The 22852-nt window shown below is 73.5% G+C and carries 22 protein-coding genes, 1 tRNA gene and 1 pseudogene; 5 read left to right on the forward strand and 19 right to left on the reverse strand.

Annotated elements, in window-relative coordinates:
- The first annotated feature begins 540 nt into the window (after positions 1-540).
- Positions 541-900, forward strand: a complete 360-nt coding sequence (locus tag JAO84_RS12760) for a hypothetical protein (protein WP_370412977.1) — start codon at positions 541-543, stop codon at positions 898-900.
- Positions 901-1056: 156 nt separating this feature from the next.
- On the opposite strand, the gene JAO84_RS12765 is transcribed toward JAO84_RS12760, so the two are convergent.
- Entirely contained in the window at positions 1057-2472 is a 1416-nt protein-coding gene (locus JAO84_RS12765) for a peptidoglycan-binding protein (RefSeq protein WP_370412978.1), read from the reverse strand.
- 183 nt (positions 2473-2655) lie between these two features.
- On the opposite strand from JAO84_RS12765, the gene JAO84_RS12770 reads away from it, so the two are divergent.
- A tRNA-Lys gene (locus tag JAO84_RS12770) sits at positions 2656-2729 on the forward strand.
- 220 nt (positions 2730-2949) lie between these two features.
- Here the strand turns inward: JAO84_RS12770 and JAO84_RS12775 are convergent.
- The 13 genes from JAO84_RS12775 to JAO84_RS12835 form a co-directional block, all read right to left on the reverse strand.
- Positions 2950-3594, reverse strand: a complete 645-nt coding sequence (locus tag JAO84_RS12775) for a class F sortase (protein ID WP_370412979.1) — start codon at positions 3592-3594, stop codon at positions 2950-2952.
- A 14-nt stretch (positions 3595-3608) separates the two neighbouring features.
- On the reverse strand, positions 3609-4223 hold the full coding sequence (locus JAO84_RS12780) for a PT domain-containing protein (protein ID WP_370412980.1): 615 nt from the start codon (positions 4221-4223) through the stop codon (positions 3609-3611).
- Positions 4224-4383: 160 nt separating this feature from the next.
- Positions 4384-5163 (reverse strand): HAD-IIA family hydrolase, encoded by a 780-nt coding sequence (locus tag JAO84_RS12785; RefSeq protein ID WP_265869124.1) that lies wholly within the window; start codon positions 5161-5163, stop codon positions 4384-4386.
- A 100-nt stretch (positions 5164-5263) separates the two neighbouring features.
- On the reverse strand, positions 5264-6826 hold the full coding sequence (locus JAO84_RS12790; RefSeq protein ID WP_370412981.1) for an alkaline phosphatase family protein: 1563 nt from the start codon (positions 6824-6826) through the stop codon (positions 5264-5266).
- 140 nt (positions 6827-6966) lie between these two features.
- Complete coding sequence (locus JAO84_RS12795) at positions 6967-8046, reverse strand: 2-aminoethylphosphonate ABC transporter substrate-binding protein (RefSeq protein WP_370412982.1); 1080 nt, start codon at positions 8044-8046, stop codon at positions 6967-6969.
- Between the two features lie 33 nt (positions 8047-8079).
- Complete coding sequence (locus JAO84_RS12800; protein WP_370412983.1) at positions 8080-8877, reverse strand: ABC transporter permease; 798 nt, start codon at positions 8875-8877, stop codon at positions 8080-8082.
- Complete coding sequence (locus JAO84_RS12805; protein ID WP_370416744.1) at positions 8864-9751, reverse strand: 2-aminoethylphosphonate ABC transporter permease subunit; 888 nt, start codon at positions 9749-9751, stop codon at positions 8864-8866. Before JAO84_RS12805 ends, JAO84_RS12800 begins: the two co-directional genes overlap by 14 nt.
- Before the next feature lie 16 nt (positions 9752-9767).
- Positions 9768-10859: an ABC transporter ATP-binding protein gene (locus tag JAO84_RS12810; protein WP_370412984.1), complete on the reverse strand. Its 1092-nt coding sequence runs from the start codon at positions 10857-10859 to the stop codon at positions 9768-9770.
- Positions 10856-11584, reverse strand: a complete 729-nt coding sequence (locus JAO84_RS12815; RefSeq protein ID WP_370412985.1) for a phosphonatase-like hydrolase — start codon at positions 11582-11584, stop codon at positions 10856-10858. The genes JAO84_RS12810 and JAO84_RS12815 overlap by 4 nt, the downstream gene beginning before the upstream one ends.
- Positions 11585-11598: 14 nt before the next feature.
- On the reverse strand, positions 11599-12738 hold the full coding sequence (locus JAO84_RS12820) for a TIGR03364 family FAD-dependent oxidoreductase (protein WP_370412986.1): 1140 nt from the start codon (positions 12736-12738) through the stop codon (positions 11599-11601).
- 149 nt (positions 12739-12887) lie between these two features.
- Positions 12888-13640, reverse strand: coding sequence for a GntR family transcriptional regulator (locus tag JAO84_RS12825; RefSeq protein ID WP_370416745.1), 753 nt, complete (start codon positions 13638-13640; stop codon positions 12888-12890).
- A 113-nt stretch (positions 13641-13753) separates the two neighbouring features.
- A complete protein-coding gene (locus JAO84_RS12830; protein ID WP_370412987.1) occupies positions 13754-14659 on the reverse strand; it encodes a hypothetical protein in 906 nt (301 codons plus the stop codon).
- A gap of 120 nt (positions 14660-14779) precedes the next feature.
- A complete protein-coding gene (locus tag JAO84_RS12835) occupies positions 14780-15994 on the reverse strand; it encodes an ROK family protein (RefSeq protein ID WP_370412988.1) in 1215 nt (404 codons plus the stop codon).
- 56 nt (positions 15995-16050) lie between these two features.
- Between JAO84_RS12835 and JAO84_RS12840 the strand changes: the two genes are divergently transcribed.
- Together JAO84_RS12840 and JAO84_RS12845 are read left to right on the forward strand one after the other, a co-directional pair.
- Entirely contained in the window at positions 16051-17130 is a 1080-nt protein-coding gene (locus JAO84_RS12840) for a Gfo/Idh/MocA family oxidoreductase (RefSeq protein ID WP_370412989.1), read from the forward strand.
- Between the two features lie 35 nt (positions 17131-17165).
- Positions 17166-17642 carry a heme-degrading domain-containing protein gene (locus JAO84_RS12845; RefSeq protein ID WP_370416746.1) on the forward strand — a complete coding sequence of 159 codons (477 nt, stop codon included), beginning with the start codon at positions 17166-17168 and terminating at the stop codon, positions 17640-17642.
- Between the two features lie 57 nt (positions 17643-17699).
- Here JAO84_RS12845 and JAO84_RS12850 read toward each other — a convergent pair whose 3' ends face one another.
- The 4 genes from JAO84_RS12850 to JAO84_RS12865 form a co-directional block, all read right to left on the reverse strand.
- Complete coding sequence (locus tag JAO84_RS12850; RefSeq protein ID WP_370412990.1) at positions 17700-18557, reverse strand: fumarylacetoacetate hydrolase family protein; 858 nt, start codon at positions 18555-18557, stop codon at positions 17700-17702.
- A 195-nt stretch (positions 18558-18752) separates the two neighbouring features.
- Entirely contained in the window at positions 18753-19484 is a 732-nt protein-coding gene (locus JAO84_RS12855; RefSeq protein WP_370412991.1) for a YidC/Oxa1 family membrane protein insertase, read from the reverse strand.
- A gap of 127 nt (positions 19485-19611) precedes the next feature.
- A complete protein-coding gene (locus JAO84_RS12860; RefSeq protein ID WP_265869142.1) occupies positions 19612-19932 on the reverse strand; it encodes a DUF6412 domain-containing protein in 321 nt (106 codons plus the stop codon).
- Between the two features lie 83 nt (positions 19933-20015).
- Positions 20016-20561, reverse strand: a complete 546-nt coding sequence (locus tag JAO84_RS12865) for a winged helix-turn-helix transcriptional regulator (protein WP_370412992.1) — start codon at positions 20559-20561, stop codon at positions 20016-20018.
- A gap of 124 nt (positions 20562-20685) precedes the next feature.
- Between JAO84_RS12865 and JAO84_RS12870 the strand changes: the two genes are divergently transcribed.
- Positions 20686-22086 carry an MFS transporter gene (locus JAO84_RS12870; protein WP_370412993.1) on the forward strand — a complete coding sequence of 467 codons (1401 nt, stop codon included), beginning with the start codon at positions 20686-20688 and terminating at the stop codon, positions 22084-22086.
- Here JAO84_RS12870 and JAO84_RS12875 read toward each other — a convergent pair.
- Positions 22044-22793 (reverse strand): annotated as a pseudogene (locus tag JAO84_RS12875) (class E sortase); the annotation flags it as partial. The gene JAO84_RS12870 and the pseudogene JAO84_RS12875 overlap by 43 nt on opposite strands.
- Positions 22794-22852 lie beyond the last annotated feature (59 nt).

Below are 22852 nucleotides of genomic sequence, written 5' to 3' on the forward strand. Positions count from 1 at the left end.
GTGCCCGCCGGCGGTCGCGCCCGCCTGCGAGTCCGGGTGGACCGCACGCGCGTCCGCCGCCGCAGCGGCGGCGATCCCCGTACCGGACGCATCGGCGCGGGCGCCGCCCGAAAGGGCACCCGCCTGCGAGTCCGGGTGGACCGCACGCGTGTCCGCTGCCGCACCGACGTGGGTTCCCGCGTCGGTAGGACGGCCGTCGGGCGTGGTTGCCGCGCCGGCAGGGGTTCCCGAGCCGGGCAGGCGGCCGGCCGCCGACGCGGGCATGCCGGTGCGGGCGCCGCCCGGAAGAGCGCTCGCCTCCGGCGAAGCGAGCTGCGCCGCAGCGCCGCCGGCACCCGGCTCCCGCGAGGCGAGGCCCCGGCCGGGCACAGACCGATCCGGCTGAGGGGCATGGCCCGAGGGCGCACCGGTCGGGCGGCTGCCGGACGGCGCGGGCGTGGAGCCGTCGGCGGGAAGGGCTCCGGCCGCAACTCCACTCGCCTTCGGCGAGGCGGGGCCGTGGCCGGACGCCGACCCGTCACGGAACGAGACGGGCCGCACGTGGCAGCCGGCCGCGGCCGCGGGAGCGGAGGCATCCGGTGGCGTGGACGGCGCCCCGCCACCGGACACGCCAGGCTGCGCGGCGGAGCCCGTAAACCCGCCGCCCTCAGGCGCGCCGGACCACACCTCGCCGCCGCCGGAGGCAGCCGCGCTCGTACGCCCGCCGCCCTCGGGCGCACCGGACAGCACGTCACCACCGCCCGCCCGGCCGCCCGCCTGCGCCGCCGTGGACGACGCACCGCCACCGGACACGCCGGGCTGCGCGGCGGAGCCCGTACGCGCACCGCCCTCGCCACCGGCCGACGACGCCGGCAGCACCTCCCCCGCCCCCGCAACCGGCCCCACCGCACCCGCCGCTGACGCTCCGCCAGGCGGGGTCGGGGGTGGGCCGGCGGGGCGTAGGCGGCCGTCGGTCAGGCGGCGGGCCGTGCGGGCCGCGTCGCGGGTGGCGGCCGGGCCGTTGTCCGGCGGGGTCGGGGTCGATGCCGTCATTCGGTCCACCTCATGTTCTCGGGGTCATCGGAAAAGGCGCCGCCAGGTCTCCGGGCCCGGGTAGCCGTCGGCCGCCGCGCCGCGCCAGCCCTGGGCCCGCTGGAAGGCCTCGACGTTGCGGCGGTCCGCCTCCGTCCACCGCGGACCGGGGCCCGACACGTAGTGCTTGCCGTAGCCCCGCTTCACCAGTTGTTTGCCCAGCTTCTCCACATATGCGTTGGATTGCCCCGGACGGAAGTAGCCACGCCCGGGGAACCCGTTCGCAGATGCGCTCGACCCGCTCGAACCACTCGAACCGCCGATGTTCCTGCCCTTGCCCGACACCAGCAGCGCCCAGGTGTCCGGGCCCGGGATGCCGTCCGCCTCCGCGCCCTTCCAGCCCTGCGCGAGCTGGAAGGCCTGGGTGGCGCGGCGGTCCGCCTCGCCCCAGCGCGGGCCGGGGCCCTGGGAGTAGTACGACTTGCCGCCGCGCGCGACGAGCAGCTTGCCGAGCTGGGTCACGTACGCGTTGTTCGCGCCCGGCCCGAACTTCCCCGCCCCCGGGAACGCCGTCCCGGTCGCCGCACCCGCACCCGCGCCCGCGCTTCCGCTGTCGCCGCTGATCACGGCCTTGTAGCGGTAGGCGACGTACTTGTCGGAGTTCTCCCAGTACGCGAGCGGCGTCGCCTGCTTCCGCGCGCGCGGCGGGGTCTGCTCGTACGCGATGTAGGAGGTGTGGGTGTAGTCGGTCCAGCCGCCGAAGATCGTCACGTGCGAGCCGCGCGTCGGGTTGGCCGGGTTGTGGAACAGCAGGATGTCGCCGGGCTGCAGCTCGGAGCGGTCGATGCGGTCGGCGAAGCGGTCGAGGCTGCCGGTCCACTCGTTGGACGCGAGGTTCCACGCCATCGAGATGTAGCCAGAGCAGTCCTGGCGGTAGCCGTCGCTCCAGTACTTCTCCATGGAGTACGGGACGGCCGCCGTGACCCACTTCTTCGCGCGGTTGATGATGTCGGCCCGCGTGGTCTTCCGCAGGGTCTGGGCCGAGATCTGACTGGTCGTCGGGCTCGCGTACGGGGACGGCGCCGAGCCCGGGCCCGCCGCGCCGTGCAGCGGACCCCGGCCGCCCTGCGGGGTGTCCGGGCCGGGTTCGATGAGGGTCCCGACAGCCCCGTCGGCCCCGTCGGCCACTCCCGCCACCGTGGCCGCGTCCGCGGCCGCCAGGTCCGTCGCCGCCAGGTCCGTCGCCGGGTCCGCCGGCAGCGCCGCCGCTCCGCCCGCACCCCCGCCGAACACCACGCCCGCCGCCGTCACCAGGACGAGCGCGCGGCGTGCGCCGTGCGCCGCCGGGTGGCCCCCGGCCCGCACCGGAAGTCCCAGTGCGAGGTCGCGCCGCCGCTGGGCGCAGCCCGGGCAGCCGCAGTCGGCCGCGGGCTCGATTTCTTCGAAGACCGGCACGCTCATGCGTTCCCCTCCACACTCGTCAAGATCTTTTCGCGCTCTTGCACGGGCGCCATCGTCTCAACTGTCTGGACAAATCGCATTTTGACGGATCGAAGGCCCAATACGACCATCCGACAGGCCGGGCGGGACCGTAAATGGTCAAGAGCACGGTCAGAGGTCCTGTAGAGTTATCTCTGTCAGCAGGCGCCGCTAGCTCAGTTGGTTAGAGCAGCTGACTCTTAATCAGCGGGTCCGGGGTTCGAGTCCCTGGCGGCGCACGCGAAAGACCGAGGCCCTTCACCGAATGGTGAAGGGCCTCGGTCGTCTTCCCGTTTCCCGTTTCCGGTTTCCGGTTCCCCGTTGACCGTTTCCTCTACAGTGGGCGGATCCCGACCTCCCGCGACGGCTCCGGGCTCCTCCCGCGGCCCGCGAGCCCGCGGTCGAGGACCGGACCGGCCGGCGGCCGGCGCTCACCGCCCCGCCGGCCGGCCCCCGGTCCTACCTCTTCGTGCCGGTCAGATACGCCGACACCACCACGTTCGCCGTGTACGCGTCCGCCGCCCGGTCGAAGCTGCCGCCGCAGGTGATCAGGCGCAGCTCAGCGCGCCCCGAGCGGTGCGGGCCGTAGGCCTTACGGGCGTCGAAACCGTCCCTGGGCACCACCTCGACCTCGTCGATCGTGAATTCCGCGGTGCTTCCGTCCGAACGGGTCACGGTCACCGTCGCGCCGGGGCGCGCCGCGCTCAGGCCGTAGAAGACGGCGGGGCGGGTCTCGGTGTCGACGTGGCCGACCAGGAGGGCGGCGCCGGGGGCTCCGGGGCGGGTGCCGGAGCCGTACCAGCCGACGGTGTGCGGCATCTCGAACGGCGGCGGGTCGATCGCGCCGTCCGCGTCCAGGCCGCGGGCGACGACCGGGGCGGAGATCCCCACCGAGGGGATCTCCACGCGGCGCGGCTCGACCGGGTCGAGCGGGGCGTGGTCCGGGGGCAGCGGCACTCCGGGCGGGCGGCCGACGGCGGCGATGTCGCCGGTGGTCGGCGCCGAGCCGTACGCCGGGCCGTCGGCCGCGTCCCTCCCCCAGACCCAGAGGCCGAGCACGAGCACGGCCCAGGCCGTGCCGGTCAGCGCGCGCCCGGAGGACACCCGGCCGGCCCCGGTCAGTCCGTGCTCTGGCCCGCGCCGCCGCCGCGGCGGCGGGCGGCGCTGCGGAGCGCGACGGCGACGGCCGCGAGGGCGGCCATGCCCAGACCCAGGAGGGTGTACGGGGTGCCGAGCCCGGCCTCGTCGGCCGTCTGGGCGACGCCGGGGGCCGCGGGCGCGGCGAAGGCGGCCGCCGCACCGCCGCCGCCCGCACGGACCGGCGCGATCGGGGACGCGTGGTGGGTGGGCTGATGCGTCGGCTGGTGGGTCGGCTGGTGCGTGGGCTCGTGGGTGGGCCGGTGGGTCGGCTCCTGGTGGCGGCGGACCTGGACGCTGCCGACGTCGGCGTGGTCGTGGCCGTCGCAGGTCACGGTGACCTTGTACGTACCGTCCTCGAGTCCCGACTTCAGGCTGGTGTCGCCGAACAGCGCGTTCTTCCCGCCGTCCCGGCCGGTGAGCTCGGCGTCGGCGACGAAGGCCTGGGACCTGGCCGCGCCGGTGGTGCCCTTGCACCCCGTGACGCGCACGTCGACGTCGGCGCCGGGCGCGGCCGTGGCCGGGGTGACGGTGGCCCGCACTCCGTCGTGGGCGAGCGCGGTGCCCGCGACGGGCGGCGCGAGCACCAGAGCCACGGCCGACCCTGCGGCTACCGCCACAGCTGCGGCACGGAGAGCGATGGGACCTGAACGCATGGTGACCTCCTGGTACTGGCAGGGTCACCCGGATCGGGCCTGATCGCATCCGCAGGGGCCCGGTCAGGGCCCCCACCTGCGAGGACTCAGATGCGAGGACTCAGACGCGCTCGACGAGGTCCGCGATCGACTTCACGATCTTCGACGGCCGGAACGGGTAGCGGTCGACCTCGGCCTCCGTCGTCAGACCGGTCAGCACCAGGAAGGTCTGCATGCCCGCCTCCAGACCGGCCAGGATGTCGGTGTCCATCCGGTCGCCGATCATCGCGCTGGTCTCGGAGTGCGCGCCGATCGCGTTGAGGCCGGTGCGCATCATCAGCGGGTTGGGCTTGCCCGCGAAGTACGGCTCCTTGCCCGTCGCCTTGGTGATCAGCGCGGCGACCGAGCCGGTGGCGGGCAGCGGGCCTTCGAGGGACGGGCCGGTCTCGTCGGGGTTGGTGCAGATGAAGCGGGCGCCGGCGTTGATCAGGCGGACGGCCTTGGTCATGGCCTCGAAGGAGTACGTACGGGTCTCGCCGAGCACCACGTAGTCCGGGTCGTGGTCGGTGAGGACGTAGCCGATGTCGTGCAGGGCGGTGGTGAGGCCGGCCTCGCCGATGACGTACGCGGTACCGCCGGGGCGCTGGTCGTCGAGGAACTTGGCGGTGGCGAGCGCCGAGGTCCAGATGTTCTCGACCGGGACCTGGAGGCCCATGCGCGCGAGGCGGGCGTGCAGATCGCGGGCGGTGTAGATGGAGTTGTTGGTGAGGACGAGGAACGGCTTCCCGGTGTCGCGCAGCTTCGTGATGAACGCGTCGGCTCCGGGGATCGGCACGCCCTCGTGGATGAGGACGCCGTCCATGTCGGTGAGCCAGGATTCGATCGGCTTGCGCTCTGCCATGGGTGCGGGACTCCTGCCGTCGTGAGGAACGAGTAACAAGTACTGACGAACGGTGCTGGGGGCGACGCGACGACGCTGTGGCGACGCCCCCAAGCCTAGGTCAGGAAGTGGTGATGTTGACCCCGTCGATCACCCAGTACCAGTTGTTGGAGCCGGTGTAGCGGAAGCGGAAGCTGACGTTCGAGGCGCCGGCGGGGACCGGGACCGTGACGGACTGGGGCTTGGAGAGTACGTCGGCGGTGTAGGACTTCACGACCGTCGGGGTGCCGCCGTTGAAGCTCGCGAGGATCTGGGCGGTCTGGGCGCCCTCCTGACGGTAGAGGGTGGTGAAGTCGAGGGTGACGCGGGCGGCGCCCGAGACCGCGTACGCCGGGGTGACCAGGGTGGAGTCGTACGTACCGGAGAAGGACTTGTCGGCCCACTCGTCGGAGTCGGCGACGGCGAACACGCCCCGGGAGCGCACGTTCAGCTCGCGCCACTGGTCGCGCTGGCTGCGGGACCAGAACTCGTCGGTCGCGAAGGACCAGCCGCGCCACTCGGTCATGCCGCCGGCGCCCATGGCGTTGTTGATGACGGACCAGCCGCTGGGCGCGGTGTGGGTGAAGCCGAGGACTCCGACCGGGATGCCGGTCTCGTCGACGCGGCCGGCGAGGGCGGACTGGAGGGTGTCGAAGGGGTCGGCGGTCCGCTCCTGGATCGGCTTGCCGTCGAGGCCCCAGGCCGGGTCGGGGGTGATGCCGAGCTGGCGGAAGACGGTGGCGGCGACGTCGACGAGCCGGGTGTCGAGCGGGCGGGCGCCGGCGGCGATGCCGGGGCCGGTGGCGAGGACGAAGGTGCGGCGCTCCTCGATGCTGGAGCCGCCGTGGCCGCCGGGGTCGGTGTGCCCGTGGTCGGTGGTGACGATGACGGTCCAGCGCTCGGTGGCGTACGCCGGTCGGGTCTTGATCGCGGCGAGCAGGCGGCCGAGGTAGGCGTCCTGGACGTCGATGGCGTCGAGGTACTTCTGGCTCGCGGCGCCGTAGGCGTGGCCGATCTCGTCGGTCTCGCCGAAGTAGACGAAGAGGACGTCGGGGTTCTGGTTGCGGAGGATGTCCTCGGTCGCGTCGGTGATCAGCGCGTCGTTGACCGCGTAGTCGTTGTTGTAGACCAGCTTGGCGTCGGCGCCGGCGGTGACCGTGCCGTAGGTGTCGAGTTCCGGCCAGTCGACGGCGGCAAAGAGGGAGAGGTCCGGGCGCACCTGGTTCAGGCGGGCGAGGAAGCCGGGGTAGGTGCCGTAGTTGCGGCCGGTGAAGGTGTTGTCCTTCACGCCGTGCTTGTCGGGCCAGACGCCGGTGGAGATGGTGGACCAGCCGGGGCCGGAGAGGGTGCCGGCCATGGGGCTGGCGTAGAGCAGGGAGCGGCCATAAGTGCCGTTCGCCATCAGGGACTTGAGGTTCGGGGCCTTGGCGGCGTCGATGCGGTCGTGGCGCAGGCCGTCCATGCCGACGAAAAGCACCTTGTCCTTGCTGGTGCCGTTCGGCAGCGTCGGGGCGGCCGTGGCCGCGGCCTGGGCCGCTGGGGCGGTCGCGAGGCCGGTGGCGGCGACGGCCGCGCCGGCGCCTGCGGCGGCGAGCACGGTGCGGCGGGATATGCGGGAAATGCGGGAGATGCCGGTGGTCGGCATGTCGGAGTCCTCCGTGGAAGGGGGTGGGCATGGCAACGCCCCTGATTCCTCAGGGGCGTTGCCGCGTGCGTGAGCTTTGGTCCGTACCCGTTATCTTTCCGCTACACAGGGAGCGGATTCCAGGGTCGTACGGTGAACTCTCAGCTTCCGGTCGCGGACTTCCACCCGTCGACGTACGCCGTCAGGTTCTTGTCGATGTCGGCCCAGTCCGGCTCGAAGACCTCGACGCCGCCCATCAGCTTCGCCAGCTCGATGGCGTTGGCGTCGGTGGCCTTTACGTCCTTGCGGACGCTGAAGCCGCCGCCGATGGAGCTGACCTCGCGCTGGGCCTGCTCGCTCAGCATGAAGTCGAGCAGCTTCTTGCCGTTCTCGGTGTGCGGGGCCTTGTTCACCAGGCCCGCGGCGTACGGCAGGGCGAAGGTGGTCGGCTTGCCGCCCTCCTTCGCGGGGAACCAGATGGCGAGGTTCGGCATGGACCTGGCCTGGGCGAAGTTCATCTGCACATCGCCGTTGGCGACCAGGATCTCGCCCTTGTCGACCTTGGGCGCGAGCTTGGACGTGGAGGAGGACGGGCCGACGTTGTTGGCCTGGAGCTTCTTCAGGTACTCCATCGCCGGCTCCTTGCCGCCGAAGTCGTGCATCGCCTTGATGAGGACGGCGGTGCCGTCGCCCGCGACGCCCGGGGTGGAGTACTGCAGCTTGTTCTTGTACTTCGCGTCAAGCAGCTGCTCCCAGGTGGTCGGCGGGGTCGTCAGCTCCTTCTTGTTGTGGACGAAGCCGAAGAAGTTGTTGACGACGGAGATCCACTTGCCGTCGTCGGCCTTGTCGCCGCCGCTGACCTGGTCGGCGCCCTGCGGGGTGTAGGCCTGGAGCAGGCCCTTGGAGTCGGCCTGCTGGATGAAGGGCGGCAGGGTGACGAGGACATCGGCCTGGGTGTTGCTCTTCTCGCGGGCGGCGCGCTGCACCATCTCGCCGGAGCCGCCCTCGACGTACTCGACCTTGATGCCGGTCTGCTTCTCGAAGTCCTTGAAGACCTTGTCGTACCAGCCGTCGCCCGCCTCGCCCTTGAGGCCGTCGGCGCTGTAGACGGTGACGACCTTCTCGTCGGACGCGGCGGAGGAGGAGCCGCCGCAGGCGGTGAGGGTCGCGGCGAGGACGAGGCCGCCGGTGACGGCGGCGAGCGGCTTGAGGTACGGGGGCGTGGTGGACGTGGTGCGCATAACGTCGTTCTCTCCTAGCGGTACAGGGGTTTGCTAGCGATACGAGGCTTTGGTGCGGATACGGGAGACGGCGAGCAGGACCAGGAGCGTCGCCGTCATGAGGAGCACGGCGAGGGCCGAGCCCGTGAAGAGCGAACCGCGGTCGGTGGCCGTGAAGACGAGCACGGGCAGCGGCAGCCAGTCCGGCGGGTAGAGCATCATCGTGGCGCTCAACTCGCCCATGGAAAGGGCGAAGCAGAGGCCGGCCGCCGCGTTGAGCGACGGGAGCAGCAGCGGCAGCCGCACCCGGAGCAGGACGTACGAGGGGCGGGCGCCCAGGCTGGCCGCCGCCTGCTCGTACATCGGGTCCAGACGCAGGATGGCGGCCGAGACCGACTGGTAGGCGAACGCCGTGACAAGAACCGTGTGCGCGAGGATCACGATCCAGCGGGTGCCGTTGAGGAGCAGCGGGGGCTGCGAGAAGGCGACCAGGACGGCGAGGCCGACGACGACCGAGGGCACGGCGACCGGCAGCACGAACAGCGCGTCGAGCACCCGGCGGCCCCGCTTGCGCAGCGCGGCGGCGGTGAGCGCCGCCCAGGTGCCGGCGGTGAGCGCGAGGACGCTCGCGGTGAGCGCGGTGACCAGGCTGGTGGTGAGCGCCTGGAGGGATTCGCCGCGGACGGCCGCCGTGTAGTGCGCGGTGGTCGGGCCGGACGGGAAGGCGCCGGACCAGTGGGTGGAGAAGGAGGCGGCGAGGATGACGAGGAGGGGCAGGGCGAAGAGCGGCACGAAGAGGACCGCGAACAGCGCCCGGGCCGCCCACCTGCCCGTACGGCTATGCACCAGCACGACGGCTCACCACCCCGTAGAGGGCGTAGAGGCCCACGGAGATCAGGACGTTGACGACGGCGACGACGCAGGCCGCCGCGTAGTCGGACTCGAGGATGGCCTTGCCGTACACGAGCATCGGCAGCGTCGTGACGCCCTTGGCGCCGGTGAAGAGCACGATGCCGAACTCGTTGAGGCACATGACGAGGACGAGGCTGCCGCCGGCGGCGAGGGCCGGGAGCGCCTCGGGCAGGATCACCCGGCGCACGATCCGCAGCGGGCGGGCGCCGAGCGAGGAGGCCACCTCCAGCTGGGCGGTGTCGAGTTGGGAGAAGGCGGCGAGCAGCGGGCGCATCACGAACGGCGTGAAGTACGTGATCTCCGCGAGCAGCACGCCCCACGGCGTGGTCAGGAACTGGAACGGCCCCTCGGCGGCGCCCGTGACGTCCGTCCACACCCCGTTGGCCATGCCGACCGTGCCGTACAGGAACAGCAGGGCGAGCGTGATCAGGAAGGACGGGAAGGAGAGGAAGACGTCGATGGACTTCGCGACCGCCTTGCCGCCGGGAAAGGGCACGAAGGCGATGACGAGGGCGAGCACGAAACCGAGGACGAGACAGCCGGCGGTGGCCGCCGCGGCCAGCCACACGGTGGTGACGAGCGCGTCGCGGAAGGACGCGGAGGCGAAGACCTGGGCGTACGCGCCGGGGGCGAGGGACTCCTTGACGACGAGCGCGAGGGGGTAGAGGAAGACGACGGCGAGGGCGAGTACCGGAGGGGCGGCCCAGAGCCAGGTGGGGACGGTGCGCCGGGGGGCCTCGTCGACCGGTTGTGGGCAATCGTCCCGCAGGGCGGGACGGGTGGGCACAACCCCACCCGCGCGCTGCGCCTCCACGAGCCCCGCACCACGACTAGCCATCGTTCACCCCTGCGGCCAGCAGCACCGCGTCCTCGCGGGCGAAGTGCAGCGTGATCTCGTCGCCGAGCGCCGGGGTCTCCCGCAGCTCCCGTACGTCCGCCTTCACCCGGTGGCCGGACGCGCCCACCTCCACGTACAGGCGGTGGGTGGCGCCGCGCCACTGGACCTCGGCGATGCGGCCGGTCAGGGCGTTGGGCCCGGGCCCGAGGCCGACGAGGTGGGGGCGGACGCAGAGGGTGGCGGTCGCGCCGGGGACCGCGTCCACGACGGGAACGTCGAGCGTGACCCCGTCCCCGTCGAGAACGACCCCGCCCTCGCCGACCCGCACCGGCAGCAGATTCGCGTTGCCGACGAAGGAGGCGGTGAACTCGGTGCGGGGCCTGCGGTACAGCTCCTGCGGGGTGCCGCAGTCCTGCAGCCGGGCCCGGTCCATGACGGCGATCCGGTCGGCGAGGGTGAGCGCCTCGACCTGGTCGTGGGTCACGTACAGGATCGAGACGTCCGGCAACTCGCGGTGCAGCCGGGCGAGTTCGGCGAGCATCCCGGAACGCAGCCGGGCGTCGAGCGCGGACAGCGGCTCGTCGAGGAGGAGGACGTTCGGGCGGATGGCGAGGGCCCGGGCGATGGCGACGCGCTGCTGCTGGCCGCCGGAGAGCTCGCGCGGGTAGCGCTGGGCGTAGGCCGCCATGCCGGTCATCTCCAGGGCCTCGGCGACCCGCCCCGGGATCTCGGCCTTGGGGACCTTGGGGTTCCGCTGCGCCTTGAGACCGAAGGCGACGTTGGCGTCGACCCGCATGTGCGGGAAGAGGGCGTACTGCTGGACGACCATGCCGATGCCCCGCTGGTACGGCGGGAGCGCGGTGACGTCGCGGTCGCCGATGAACACCCGCCCGGCGGCCGGCCGGACGAACCCGGCGACGGCGCGCAGGGCGGTCGTCTTGCCGGAGCCGGAGGGGCCGAGCAGGGCCATGACCTCGCCGGGCTCGACGGTCAGGTCGAGGGAGTCGAGGACGGTGTGGCCGTGGTACGCGACGGAGACGCCGTCGAAGCGGATGCCGCCGGCGGCGGGGGCGGGGGCGCTCATCCCTCGCCCTCCTCGTACTCCCCCTCGTACTCCCGTATCAGGGCGGGGAGTTCGGCGACGGAGGACAGGACGCGGGTGGCGCCGTGCTCCTTGAGCGCGGCCTCGTCGTGGGCTCCGGTGAGGACCCCGGCCACGATGCCGGCGCCGGAGCGGACGCCGCTGAGCATGTCGTACGAGGTGTCGCCGGCGACCACGAGCTGCCGGACGTCGTCGACGGCGCCGGTACGGAGGAGGGCGGCGAGCACCATGTCGGGGTACGGGCGGCCGCGGCCGCCGGCGTCGGCCGGGCAGAGGGTGAGGTCGACCAGGCCGTCCGCCCAGCCGAGGGCGTCGAGGATGGCGTCCTGGGTGACGCGGGCGAAGCCGGTGGTGAGGACGACGGTCCGGCCCTGGTCCTTCAGCTGGGCGATGGCCTCGGCGGCGCCGGGGACCGGGGCGATCCGGCCGTCGGCGACCAGCTCTCCGTACGCCTCCTCGAAGGCGAGGTTGGCCCGCTGCGCGCGCTGCTCGTCGCCGCCGAAGAGGTGGCGGAAGACGGAGATCTTGGACTCGCCCATGGTGGCGCGGACGTAGTCGATCATCGTGGCCGGGTCCTCGCCGAGGCGGGTCGCGGCGGCGTCGAAGGCCTGCTCGACGAGGCCGCCGTCGGCGACGGTGGTCCCGGCCATGTCGAGGACGACGAGGCTCATCTGCTGCTTGTTCTTCATGTCCTGCCTGTCCTGCATGTTCTTCACGCTGTTCACCAGCCCAGTTCGTTCGCGGTGGTCTCGGCGATGGCGGGCGAGCAGGTCATGCCGCGGCCGCCGGGTCCGGTCACCAGCCACACGCCGTCGCGCACCTGTTGGCGGTGGACGACCCGGGTGGTGTCGGTGCACTGCGCGTACACGCCGGCCCAGCGGCGGCGCACGCGCGGCAGCGGGCGGCCGAGCAGGGACTCGACCACGCGCGTGAGGTGTTCGTAGGGCTCCTCGACGGTGTCGAAGGCGAAGGGGTGCTCGTACTCGTGGGTGTCGCCGATGGTCAGTCCGCCGTCGAGGCGCTGCACCATGAGCAGCTGCATCTTGTGCGCGGCGGCCGTCGGGTCCTGCGCCTGGCGGGAGTTGAGCTCCTCCAGAGCGGGTGAGGCGTAGGCCGGGTAGTAGCGGAAGGAGTCGGCGTCCGCGACCGAGGTGGTGAGCGCCTCGCCGAGCGGGTCGGTCTGCATCATCTGGAGCCGGACCCGGCGCACCGGCAGATCATCGCCGGCCAGCTCGCGGACCAGGCCGGACAGCCAGGCGCCGGTGCACAGGACGACGGCGTCGCCGGTGTGGGTGTCGCCGTGGTCGTCGCGGACGGAGCTGTGCCCATTGCTGTCGGCTCCGATCACCTCCCGGACCTCGCGGTTCGGCAGGAAGGTGTAGCGGCCGGAGGCCAGCAGGGCCTCGCGCAGGGCGAGTTGGGCGGTGCGCGGCTCGACGGCGGCGTCCCGCTCGCACCAGAGGGCGGCGTCGAAGGCGCCGCGCAGCGCCGGGTTGACCGCCCGCGCCTCCTCGGGGGTGAGCAGCTTGTAGCCGCGGGCGGCGGCGTCGTCCCGGGCCACGGCCGCCTCGGCGACGGCGAGTTCGAGCGCGCCGCGGACGGGGGTGAGCGAACCGATCGCCCGGAAGCCGAGCTTGGGGACGCGGGCGCCGATGCCCTCCCAGAGCTCGCGGGCGCGCAGGGCGGTGTCGAGCTCCTCCCCGCCCGCGCGCCCGCTGACCCAGATCTGGCCGAAGTTGCGGAGGGAGGCGCCGCGCGCCTCGGCCTCCCGCTCGATGTGGACGACCTCGTGGCCGCGTTCTACTGCCTGCCAGGCGTGCATGGTTCCCACGACGCCGGCTCCGACGACTATCACCTTCATGCCGTTCACGGTCGGGGCGGCGGGTGGCCCGGACGGGGCGGGGTGGCGACGGGACGGTGAACGGACCGACAAGCTTGGCCTAGACCCGTTATCTTCTCGTGATCTGATGCCGGGGACGGACAGCACCGAATGCGTCTATTCCTGGCGACCTATTCCTGGCGGCCCAGGTGGGCGGTGAAGCTGAACCGGTCGCCGCGGTAGAGCGTGCGGACCCGTTCGAGCGGACGCCCGTCGGTGTCCCGGGACACGCGCTGGATCAGCAGCATCGGCAGCGCGGGCGGGGTGCCGATGAGCAGCGCCTCGCGCGGGGTCGCGAGCACCGTCTCGATCCGCTCGTCGGCGTCGCCGAAGACCACGCCGAGCCGTTCGTGGAGATAGGCGTAGAAGGAGGAGTCGGGGTCGAACTCGGTGTCGAGGCGCGGGGCGCGGGCCTCGGAGACGTACGTGCTCTCCAGGCCGACCCGCTCGTCGTCGGCGAGCAGCACCCGCTCCATGTGCCACACGGGCTCGCCGGCCGCCACGCCGAGCTGGGGCGCCAGCTCCGCCGGGCACGGGAAGCGGTCGAGCGAGATGAGCGCACGGCCCGGGGTGCGGCCCTGGCGGCGCACGCCCTCGGTGTAACTCGCGAGCGACAGCGGCTGCTCCAGCTTGGGCCCGGCGACGACGGTGCCGCGGCCCTGCCGCCGCAGCCGCCCTTCGAGCAGCAGCTCGCGCAGGGCCTGCCGGACGGTCTCGCGCGACACCTCGTAGCGCACGGCGAGATCGCGCTCCGTGGGCAGCAGCCCGCCCTCCCCCAGCTCGTCGACGAGTTCGGCGACCTTCGCCTTCACCGCGTAGTACTTCGGGATGCGGCCGTGCTCCGGGATGCCGGAACGGATGGGCGCGCCCGGCCAGTTGCCCATGCCGCCTGCGCTGCCCGTGTTGCTCGTGCTGCTCGTGCTGCTCTTGTCGTTCGTGTCGCTCATCCGGTGATGGTCGCAGACCGTCGTGAACGGAAAGGTGTACGGCGGGTGGCCTACGAGCGCCGTGAGCGGCGGGCGAGCAGCACCAGGGCCGCGCCGCCCGCGAGCAGGGCCGCGGCGACCGGGGCGAGGCGCAGGGCGGTGCGCCGGGCGGTGTTCGCGGCGGACTCGCGCTGTCCGGTACGGGCGAGTTCGGGGCCGCCCGGGTCGGCGGAGCCGGTGCCCGGGGCGGTCGGGCGGGCCGTGGTTGCGGGGTCGGCCGGGTCGGTGCCGGAACTGACCCCCGTACTGGTACCCGTATCCTCGCCGTCCGGTTCGGCGGGGCCGATCATCAGGCGGTAAGCGCCGGACTCGCCGACCCAGTCGCCGTCCTCGCCGCGCTTCTGCACGACGGCCGCGCTGACCGTGACCTCGTCGGGCGCGGCGTCGGCGCCGAACGCGAGCCGTACGGGCACGGTGAGGGTCCGTCCCGCGGGCACCGCGAAGCCGTCGAAGGCGGGCACGGCGGGGATCGGGTTCTTCGGCCCGGTCTGCAGTTCCGGGCCCGCGAACACGCCCACGCTCTCGGCCCGTTCGGTGCTCTCGAACGCCACCGGCCGCCAGAGCCGCGCCTCCGCGTCGTAGAACTCGGCCCGGATCTGCCCGGGCCGCAGCGCCTGGTCCCGGTCGGTGAGGACCAGGACCGGGTGCACGGCACGGCACGGTTCGGCGGTCGTGTTGGTGAGGTCCAGGCTCCAGGTCCGCAGCTCCCCGCCCGCCGGGTACTCCGCCGGCCCGCCGTGGATCCGGGTGGCCAGCGGGAAGTCCTTGTCCCCGGCCGCCCCGCAGGTGGGGGACACCGGCGCGGTCTGCGCCGCAGGCGCTGCGGCCTGCGCGGCGGACGCCGCCACCGACAGCCCGGCCGCCGTGCCCAGGGCGGCGAGGGCGAGGGCGGTACTGCTCGGACTCCTCGGTCGCATGATGCCGAAGCCTTTGCTGCTCGCGGACGTACGAATCGCCCGCGACGCTGCCATGCGGGGCGGAGCCGGTGGGGCAACGACGCGGCAAAGGGCGCCGGACGGGGAGGGCATTCCGCCCGATCAGCGTATTTTCAGACTGTTCAGATCTTTGAGATCTTTGAGATCTTTCGGACCGGTGGTGTCCTGCTTCCCGAAGACCGGCGCCAGGATCAGCTGGGCCGCTCCGTCCGCGACCGTCGTCGTCCCGGTCGCGATCTCGACGGTGGCGGGCAGGCCGAGGGCGGTGAGCAGCTCGCGGGTGCCGTGGGCGAAGACGGCCGGGTCGGCGAGGACGGCGCGCCCGCCGAGGAGCACGCGGTCGATGTCGAGCAGCCGGACCAGGTTGGCGGCGCCGGTGCCGAGCACCCGCGCGGCCTCGGGCAGGTCGCCGCGGGCGAGGGCCGCGAGGCACAGGACCTCCAGGCAGCCGCGCCCGCCGCAGTCGCAGAGCGGCCCGTCGAGCTGCACCGTCTGGTGACCCAGCTCCCCCGCCCCGGTGCGGCCGCCGCGCAGCACGGCCCCGCCGAGGACGAGACCCGCGCCCAGGCCCGTACCGAGGTGCACATAGGCGAAGGAGCCGGGCGCGCCGGGGCGCAGGGCGAGGCCGAGGGCGGCGGCGTTGGTGTCCTTGTCGAGCGCGACCGGGAGACCGAGCCGCCGCGCCAGCTCCTCCCGCAGCGGAAACCCGTCCCACTCGGGAAACCCGGTGACCCGCCCGGGCCGACCGCTCCGGTGGTCCAGGGGGCCGGGCATGGCGACGCCGACCCCGAGGACGGGGAGGTCCGCCTTCCCGCCCTCGCCCTCGTACCCGGCCCCGGCCCCGACCCCCAGCAGCGCCGCGACCTCCGCCCCCGCCACCGCGAGAACCGTCTCCGCGCCCGCCCCCAGGTCCAGCGGCGCGCGGCGCTCCGCGACCCGTTCGCCCGCCAGGTCCAGCAGGACGGCCGTCAGCTCGTCGCGGTCGAGGTGGAGGCCGATCGCGTACGCCGCCGAGGGTACGAGCCGCAGCACCGTGGCCGGCTTGCCGCCCGTGGACGCGCGCCGGCCCGCCTCCGCCGCCAGGCCCTCCGCGCGCAGGCGAGCGGTGATCTTGCTGACGGCCTGTGGGGTGAGGCCGGTGCGCTCGGCCAGTTCCAGCCGGCTGACGCCGCCCTCCCCGGCGGTGCGCAGCAGGTCGAGCACGAGTGCCGCGTTGTGGCTGCGCAGCGCCGGCAGATTGACCCCGACCCCTACCCCAGCCCCGGCACCGCCACCCGCCCCGCCGCCGCTCCCCTTACTCCCCTTGTCCCTGTTCACGTGTCCATTGTGCCGGGCGCTTGCACTTTGGCAACAGCGTTGCCAAAGTGGTTCCCATGAGCTCCCCCCGTACCCCGCTCCGCGTCGGCCTCGTCGGCTACGGCCTGGCCGGCTCCGTCTTCCACGCCCCGCTGATCGCCGCCGACCCCGACCTCGTGCTCGACACGGTCTCCACCGGCAACCCGGAGCGCGCCGTGCAGGCCCGCGCCGAGCACCCGGACGTGCGGGTCGTGGGCTCCCCCGAGGAACTCCTCGGCCGCGCCGCCGAGCTCGACCTCGTGGTGATCGCCTCCCCCAACAAGACCCACGTCCCGGTCGCCACCGCCGCCCTGCGGGCCGGTCTGCCGGTGGTCGTGGACAAGCCGCTGGCCGGCACCGCCGCCGAGGCGCGCGCCCTCGCCGCGCTCGCCGAGGAGCGCGGGCTGCTGCTCTCCGTCTTCCAGAACCGCCGCTGGGACAACGACTTCCGCACTCTCCAGGCCCTGCTCGCCGACGGCTCCCTCGGCGAGGTGCAGCGCTTCGAGTCCCGCTTCGAGCGCTGGCGCCCCCAGCTCAAGGGCGGCTGGCGCGAGTCGGGCGCGCCCGAGGAGATCGGCGGGCTGCTGTACGACCTCGGCAGCCACGTCGTCGACCAGGCCCTGGTCCTGTTCGGCCCGGCCGTCCGCGTGTACGCCGAGTCCGACGTGCGCCGCCCGGGCGCCGAGGCCGACGACGACACCTTCATCGCGATCACGCACGCGGGCGGCGTGCACTCGCACCTCTGGATGAGCGCGACCACCGCCCAGCTCGGACCGCGCTTCCGCGTCCTGGGTCAGAGCGCCGGTTACGTGAAGTACGGCCTCGACCCCCAGGAGGCGGCGCTCCGCGAGGGCCTGCGGCCGGAACCGGGCAAGGCTTGGGGCGTCGAGCCCGAGGAGCTGTGGGGCCGGCTCGGGGCCGGCGAGTCCCCGCTGACCGGCGGCGGCACGCCCGTGGAGACCCTGCCGGGCGCCTACCCGGCGTACTACGCGGCCGTCGCCGCCGCCCTGCGTGGCGCCGGCGAGAACCCGGTGACGGCCCACGAGGCGGCGGCCGCGCTCGACGTCCTGGAGGCGGCGAAGAAGTCCGCCCGCGAGGGCGTGGCGGTGACCCTGTGACCAGCGCGGAAAAGACCAGCGCGGAAAAGACCAGCATGGAAGAGACCGGCGTGGAGGAGCTGACGGCGCAGGAGGCGGCGCTTGTCCTGCCCCGCTTCACGTACGAGGACGCCTGGACGCTCGGCATGATCCTGGCCGACCTGGCGAGGGAGCGGCGCGCGCCGGTCGCGATCGACGTACGACGCGGGGCGCAGCAGCTGTTCCACTGCGCGCTGCCCGGGTCGAGCGCCGACAACGACGCCTGGATCGACCGGAAGCGGCGGGTCGTCGAGCGGTACGGCGTGAGCTCGTTCCACGTCGGCGCCCGCTTCCGCGCCAAGGGCACGACCTTCGAGGCCTCGTCCCGGCTCGACCCGGACGTCTACGCCGCGCACGGCGGCTCGTTCCCGATCGCCGTCGCCGGCGCCGGGGTCATCGGCTCGGTCACGGTCTCGGGCCTGCCGCAGGCCGAGGACCACGCGCTGGTCGTCCTCGGCCTGGAGCGGCTGATGGCGGCGTACGGCGCGGAGTAGGAGTACGTACGGGGCGCGGGTGCCGGTCCGTACCGACCCGCACCCCGACCCGTACCGCTACGCGTCCTTGAGCTCCTGGCGCTGCCGCCCCAGGCCCTCGACCTCCAGCTCGACGACGTCGCCGGCGCGCAGGTACGGCTTGGGCTCGGGCTGCCCCATGGCGACGCCGGCCGGCGTGCCGGTGTTGATGACGTCGCCGGGGTAGAGGGTCATGAAGTGGCTGAGGTAGCGCACCACCTGGGCGACCGTGAAGATCTGGTCGGAGGTGTGGCCGTCCTGCTTCAGCTCGCCGTTGACCCACAGCTTGAGGCCGAGGGCCTGCGGGTCCGGCACCTCGTCGGCGGTGACCAGCCAGGGGCCGAGCGGGTTGAAGGTCTCGCAGTTCTTGCCCTTGTCCCAGGTGCCGCCGCGCTCGATCTGGAACTCGCGCTCGGAGACGTCGTGGGCGACGGCGTACCCGGCGACGTGGGCCAGGGCCTGCTCGTCGGTCTCCAGGTAGCGGGCGGTGCGGCCGATGACGACCGCGAGCTCGACCTCCCAGTCGGTCTTCACCGAACCGCGGGGTACGAGCACGGTGTCGTCGGGGCCGACGACGGTGTCCGGGGCCTTGAGGAAGACGACGGGCTCCGCCGGGATCGCGGCGCCGACCTCGGCCGCGTGCCCGTGGTAGTTCAGCCCGATGCACACGACCTTGCCGATCCGGCCGACCGGCGGGCCGATCCGCAGCCCGGCCGGGTCGAGCACGGGCAGCACGCCCGCGCCGAGCGCGGCGCGGATCCGGTCGAGCGCGGAGCCGTCGCCGAGCAGGGCGCCGTCGATGTCGCCGACCAGCGCGGACAGGTCGCGCAGCGTCCCGTCCTGGTCCAGCAGGGCGGGCCGCTCGGCCCCGGCCGGGCCGACGCGCAGCAGCTTCATGGTCTTCTCCTCAGGTCGAGCCTCTGGTCGAGGTGGCCCGGGGAGGCGGGCCTCGGTGTGCCCCGGCCGATGGAGTGCGGCCATCGGAGGATTGGTCGATCCTCCAAGAGTTCGGGTCAGTCTGCAAGCCCCGGTTCACACCCTGGACCCTTACGCACGGGTAACCCGGCGCGCCCGCTCCCGGTCCCGGCCCGCTCAGGCGGCCGGCGCGAGGGCGCCCGCCACGGGCATGTCCCGGTACAGGAAGGCGCGTTCGACGGCGGTCCAGGTGGTGCTGGTGACGAGGTAGAGCGCGGCGGCCAGCGGCACGGCGGCGACCGAGATCAGGGTCGCGAAGGAGAGCAGCGGGAGGTACTTGGTCATGGCGGCCATCGCCCCCGCGCCGGGCTGGTCGGCGGGCACCGCCTGTACCGGGTTGAGCGCCTGCTGCTTCCTCGTACGGAGGTAGGTGTACGTGGCGACGACAGCGACGATCGCGAAGAGGACGAGGTAGACGCGCCCGGCCGGGCCGAAGACGCCGCCGTTGCCGAGGGCGTCGGCGTAGTGGCCGCCGAGCGGGGCGGCGAGCAGGCTGTGTCCGGCCATCCGCCCACTGGAGAAGAGGTGGAACATCAGGAAGAAGGCGGGCGCCTGGAGCAGGCTCGGCAGACAGCCGGCCAGGGGCGAGACCTTCTCCTTGGCGTGCAGCTCCATGACCGCCTTCTGCAGCCGCTCGGGGTTCTTGGCGTGCTTCTTGCGCAGCTCGGCGAGTTGCGGGGCGATCCGGACGCGGGCCTTCTGGCCGCGGGCGGCGGCGCGGGACAGGGGGTGGACGGCGAGGCGTACGGCCATCGTGAAGGCGACGATGGCGGCGGCGGTCGAGGCGCCGGCGAAGAGGGGGTGGAGCAGGTCGGCGAGCTGCTCGACCAGGCTGGCGAAAACGGACATGGGAGCCCTCCGAGGGGTCTCGTCGTGCCGGGAAAAGGGTCTGGAAAGCGTCTTTTCGGCAGGACGGAACGCGTCGAGGGGGTTCGACCAGGAGCGCTGGGAGTAACCGGGAGCGCTGGGAGTACCTCTACGCGGCCGTCAGGAGGGGACGGCCGGGTGCCCTGGGCCTGCGACGGCCCGAGGCGTCGGGGTCGCGTTGCGGCAGGAACGCGGTGCGCCGGGCGCGGTCGCGCAGGGCGGTGCGTACGCGGGTGGGTGGTACGGGCAGGGCCGTACGGCCGCCGCCGATCAGGGCGCAGACGAACGCGCCGGCGGCCACGGCGAACGCGGCGGAGAGGCCGGCACCGGCGCCGCCGCTGACACCGACGCCGTCGGAGAGCAGCAGGTCGGCGAGGGCGAGGAGGAAGAGGAGCGGCGCGAGAACGCGCAGCAGGGGCCCACGGGCCATGCCTTCCTCCTCCTTGCTGAGCCGTACGGCTGGTTGTCGTACTCCCGTTATACCGGATCAGGCCGTTACGCCGGATCAGGCCGCTATACCGGATCAGGCCGCTCTACCGGATCGACCTCAAGCGGTACGAGGAGGCGGCGGGGCGCGAGGAGGGCGCGGCCGACCGGGTCGGCGGGGTCGGGGTCGAGTCCGGCGCCGGGCCGCATCTCGATGTCGGCGGGGTGGACGGGGATCCGGCAGGCCGGGCATTCGCCGTACGCGCCGAGTTCGGTGCCGCAGTCGACGTGGTGGAAGTGGCGCATGGGGGCGATGCCGGGCAGGTCGCGGCCCCAGCGGCCGAGGGAGCGCAGGACGGGCCACAGTTCGATGCCGCGCTCGGTGAGCACGTACTCGTAGCGCGCCGGGGAGTCCTGGTAGCGGCGCTTGTCGAGGACGCCGGCCTCGACGAGGGCCTGGAGGCGGCCGGCGAGGACGGCGCGCGGGGCGCCGAGGTGGGTGAGGAAGTCGCTGTAGCGCCGCACGCCGTAGAAGGCGTCGCGCACGACGAGGAGGGTCCAGCGCTCGCCGATCACTTCGAGGGCGCGGGCGATGGAGCACTGCTGGGTCGCGTAGTCCTTGCCGAGGGCCATGGGAACGAGTGTAGCGGTCGGGTTCATTCATTGAACTAGGACTGGTACGGTGAGCGGCGAGCCTGCAAGGTTCAGTGAACGAACCCAGCGGTGTTGCGCCGCTTACGGAAGCCGAGGCCCCGGCATGCCCAAGACCGCCCCCGCATCGACCCTCAGTCCCTCACCCACCCGGGAGCTCGGGGCACCCCGCCCCGGCGCGACCCTCGCCGTCACCAGCGCCGCCACCGCGCTCACGCTGATGAACTACACGGCGCCGATGCTGACCCTGCCCGCGATGTCCGCCGCCTTCGGGACCCCGGCCTCCGCGCAGGCCTGGCTGCTCAACGGCACCCCGCTCGGCCTCGCCGTCCTCCTCCTGGTCGCCGGCAGCCTCGCCGACGCCCACGGCCGGCGCCGGATCTTCCTGCTCGGCACCGTCGCCCTCGGCGTCACCACCGCGCTCGGCGCGCTGGCCGGCTCCACGCTCACCTTCACCCTGGCCCGGATCGCGCAGGGCGCGGCGAGCGCCGCCGTGCTCGCCGCGAGCCTCGGCCTGATCGCCCACGCGCACCCCGGCGGCGCGGCGCGGATCCGGGCGACGGGGGTGTGGGGCGCGTTCGTGAGCGCGGGCATCGCGCTCGGGCCGCTGCTCGCGGGCGGGCTGAGCGGTCTCGGCGAGCTGGGCGGCCTGGCCGCGTGGCGGCTGACGTACGGGGTGCTCGCGGCGGGCACGCTGGTCGCGGCCGCGTTCGGGGTCCGCGCCCTGGCCGAGTCGCACGCACCGCGGACCGGCCGCCGGGCGGACCTCGCGGGCGCGCTCACCCTGGGCCTGGCCCTGGCCGCCGCGCTCACCGCCCTGACCCTGGGCCGGGACGGCTGGCTGCGCCCGTCGGTGGGCCTGCTGCTGCTCGCGGCGGCCGTCCTCACCGCGCTCTTCGTGAGCGTCGAGCGGCGCGTCCGGGCGCCGATGATCGACCTGGCGCTGTTCCGGCGCCCCGCGTTCCGGGCGGCGACGGCGGGCGCACTGTTCACCGGCCTCGCCGTGATCGGCTTCTTCAGCGTGCTGCCGGCCCTGCTCCAGCACGGCATGGGCATGGCGCCACTCACGACGGCCTGGCTGTTCCTGCTCTGGTCGGGCACGGCGTTCGTCGTCGCGCTCCAGGTGCGCCGCCTCGCGGGCCGGATCTCGGCCACGTACCAACTCGTCCTGGGCTTCGCCCTCTCGACGGCGGGAGTCCTCGCGCTGTACGGCGCCCTGGAGGGCGGCTCCGTCCTGCGCCTCTTGCCCGGCCTGGTGGTGGCGGGCGTGGGCAGCGGGCTCCTGAACGCCGCCCTGCCGCGCCTCGCCGTGGACTCCGTACCGCAGGAACGGGCCGCGATGGGCTCCGGCGCCAACAACACCGCCCGCTACATCGGCTCCTCGGCGGGCGTGGCCCTCTCCCTGGCGCTGTCCACAGCGGGCCCGGACGCGGCGCTGCTCACGTCGGCGGCGCTCGGCCTTGCGGGGGCGGTGGTGACGAGCCTGGCCCAGACGACGAGGCGGTAGGTGGAGGTGAACTCGGGCGTGCAGGTGGTGAGGGTGAGATAGCTGCCGGCCCGGTCGTACCCGTAATCCGGGTGGTAGAGCGACCGCGGCACGGGCTCGATGACGCCGGTGTCGCGGGGCGAGGTGACCGGCAGGATCCGGTCGACGCGGTAGGTGTACGTCCCCTCGCGGGTGCGGACGGTGAGGGTGTCGCCGCGCTGGAGCCGGTTGATGTACCGGAACGGCTCGCCGTGGGTGTTGCGATGCCCGGCGAGCGCGAAGTTCCCGGGCCGCCCGGGGGCGCCGGTGCCGGGGTAGTGCCCGACGTAACCGCGGTCGAGGACGGCGCGGCGCCCGACGCCGGGGGCGACGGGGACGGTGAGGCCGAGGCGGGGGATGCGGAGGACGGCGTAGGCGGGGGCTTCCGGCGTGGACGCCGGGGCGGAGGGTGGGGCGGAGGGTGGGCTGGGAATCGGGGCGGGAGTCGGGGCGGGAGTCGTGGTGGCCGGAGGTGAGGAGTCCCACTCCTGCTCAAGGTTGCGGACTTGCTGGACGGCCTGGGCGCGGGCCTGCTGGTTGGTCCACCAGAGCTGGTGGACGACGAGCAGGAGGACGAGAACACCACAGGTGACGAGCACTTCGGCGGCGCTCCAGAGGACGCGGGCGACCGGCCCGCGCCGCCGACGCCCGCGGGGCGTCTGGACGACGACGGGAACCCGACCGCGCATCCTCGCTCGCACGGCGGGCACGATAAGCGGTGGAGCGCCAACTCTCCAGGGCCGTACAG

Origin of the sequence: Streptomyces fradiae (assembly GCF_041270065.1) — a bacterium.
Classification (GTDB): Bacteria; Actinomycetota; Actinomycetes; order Streptomycetales; family Streptomycetaceae; genus Streptomyces.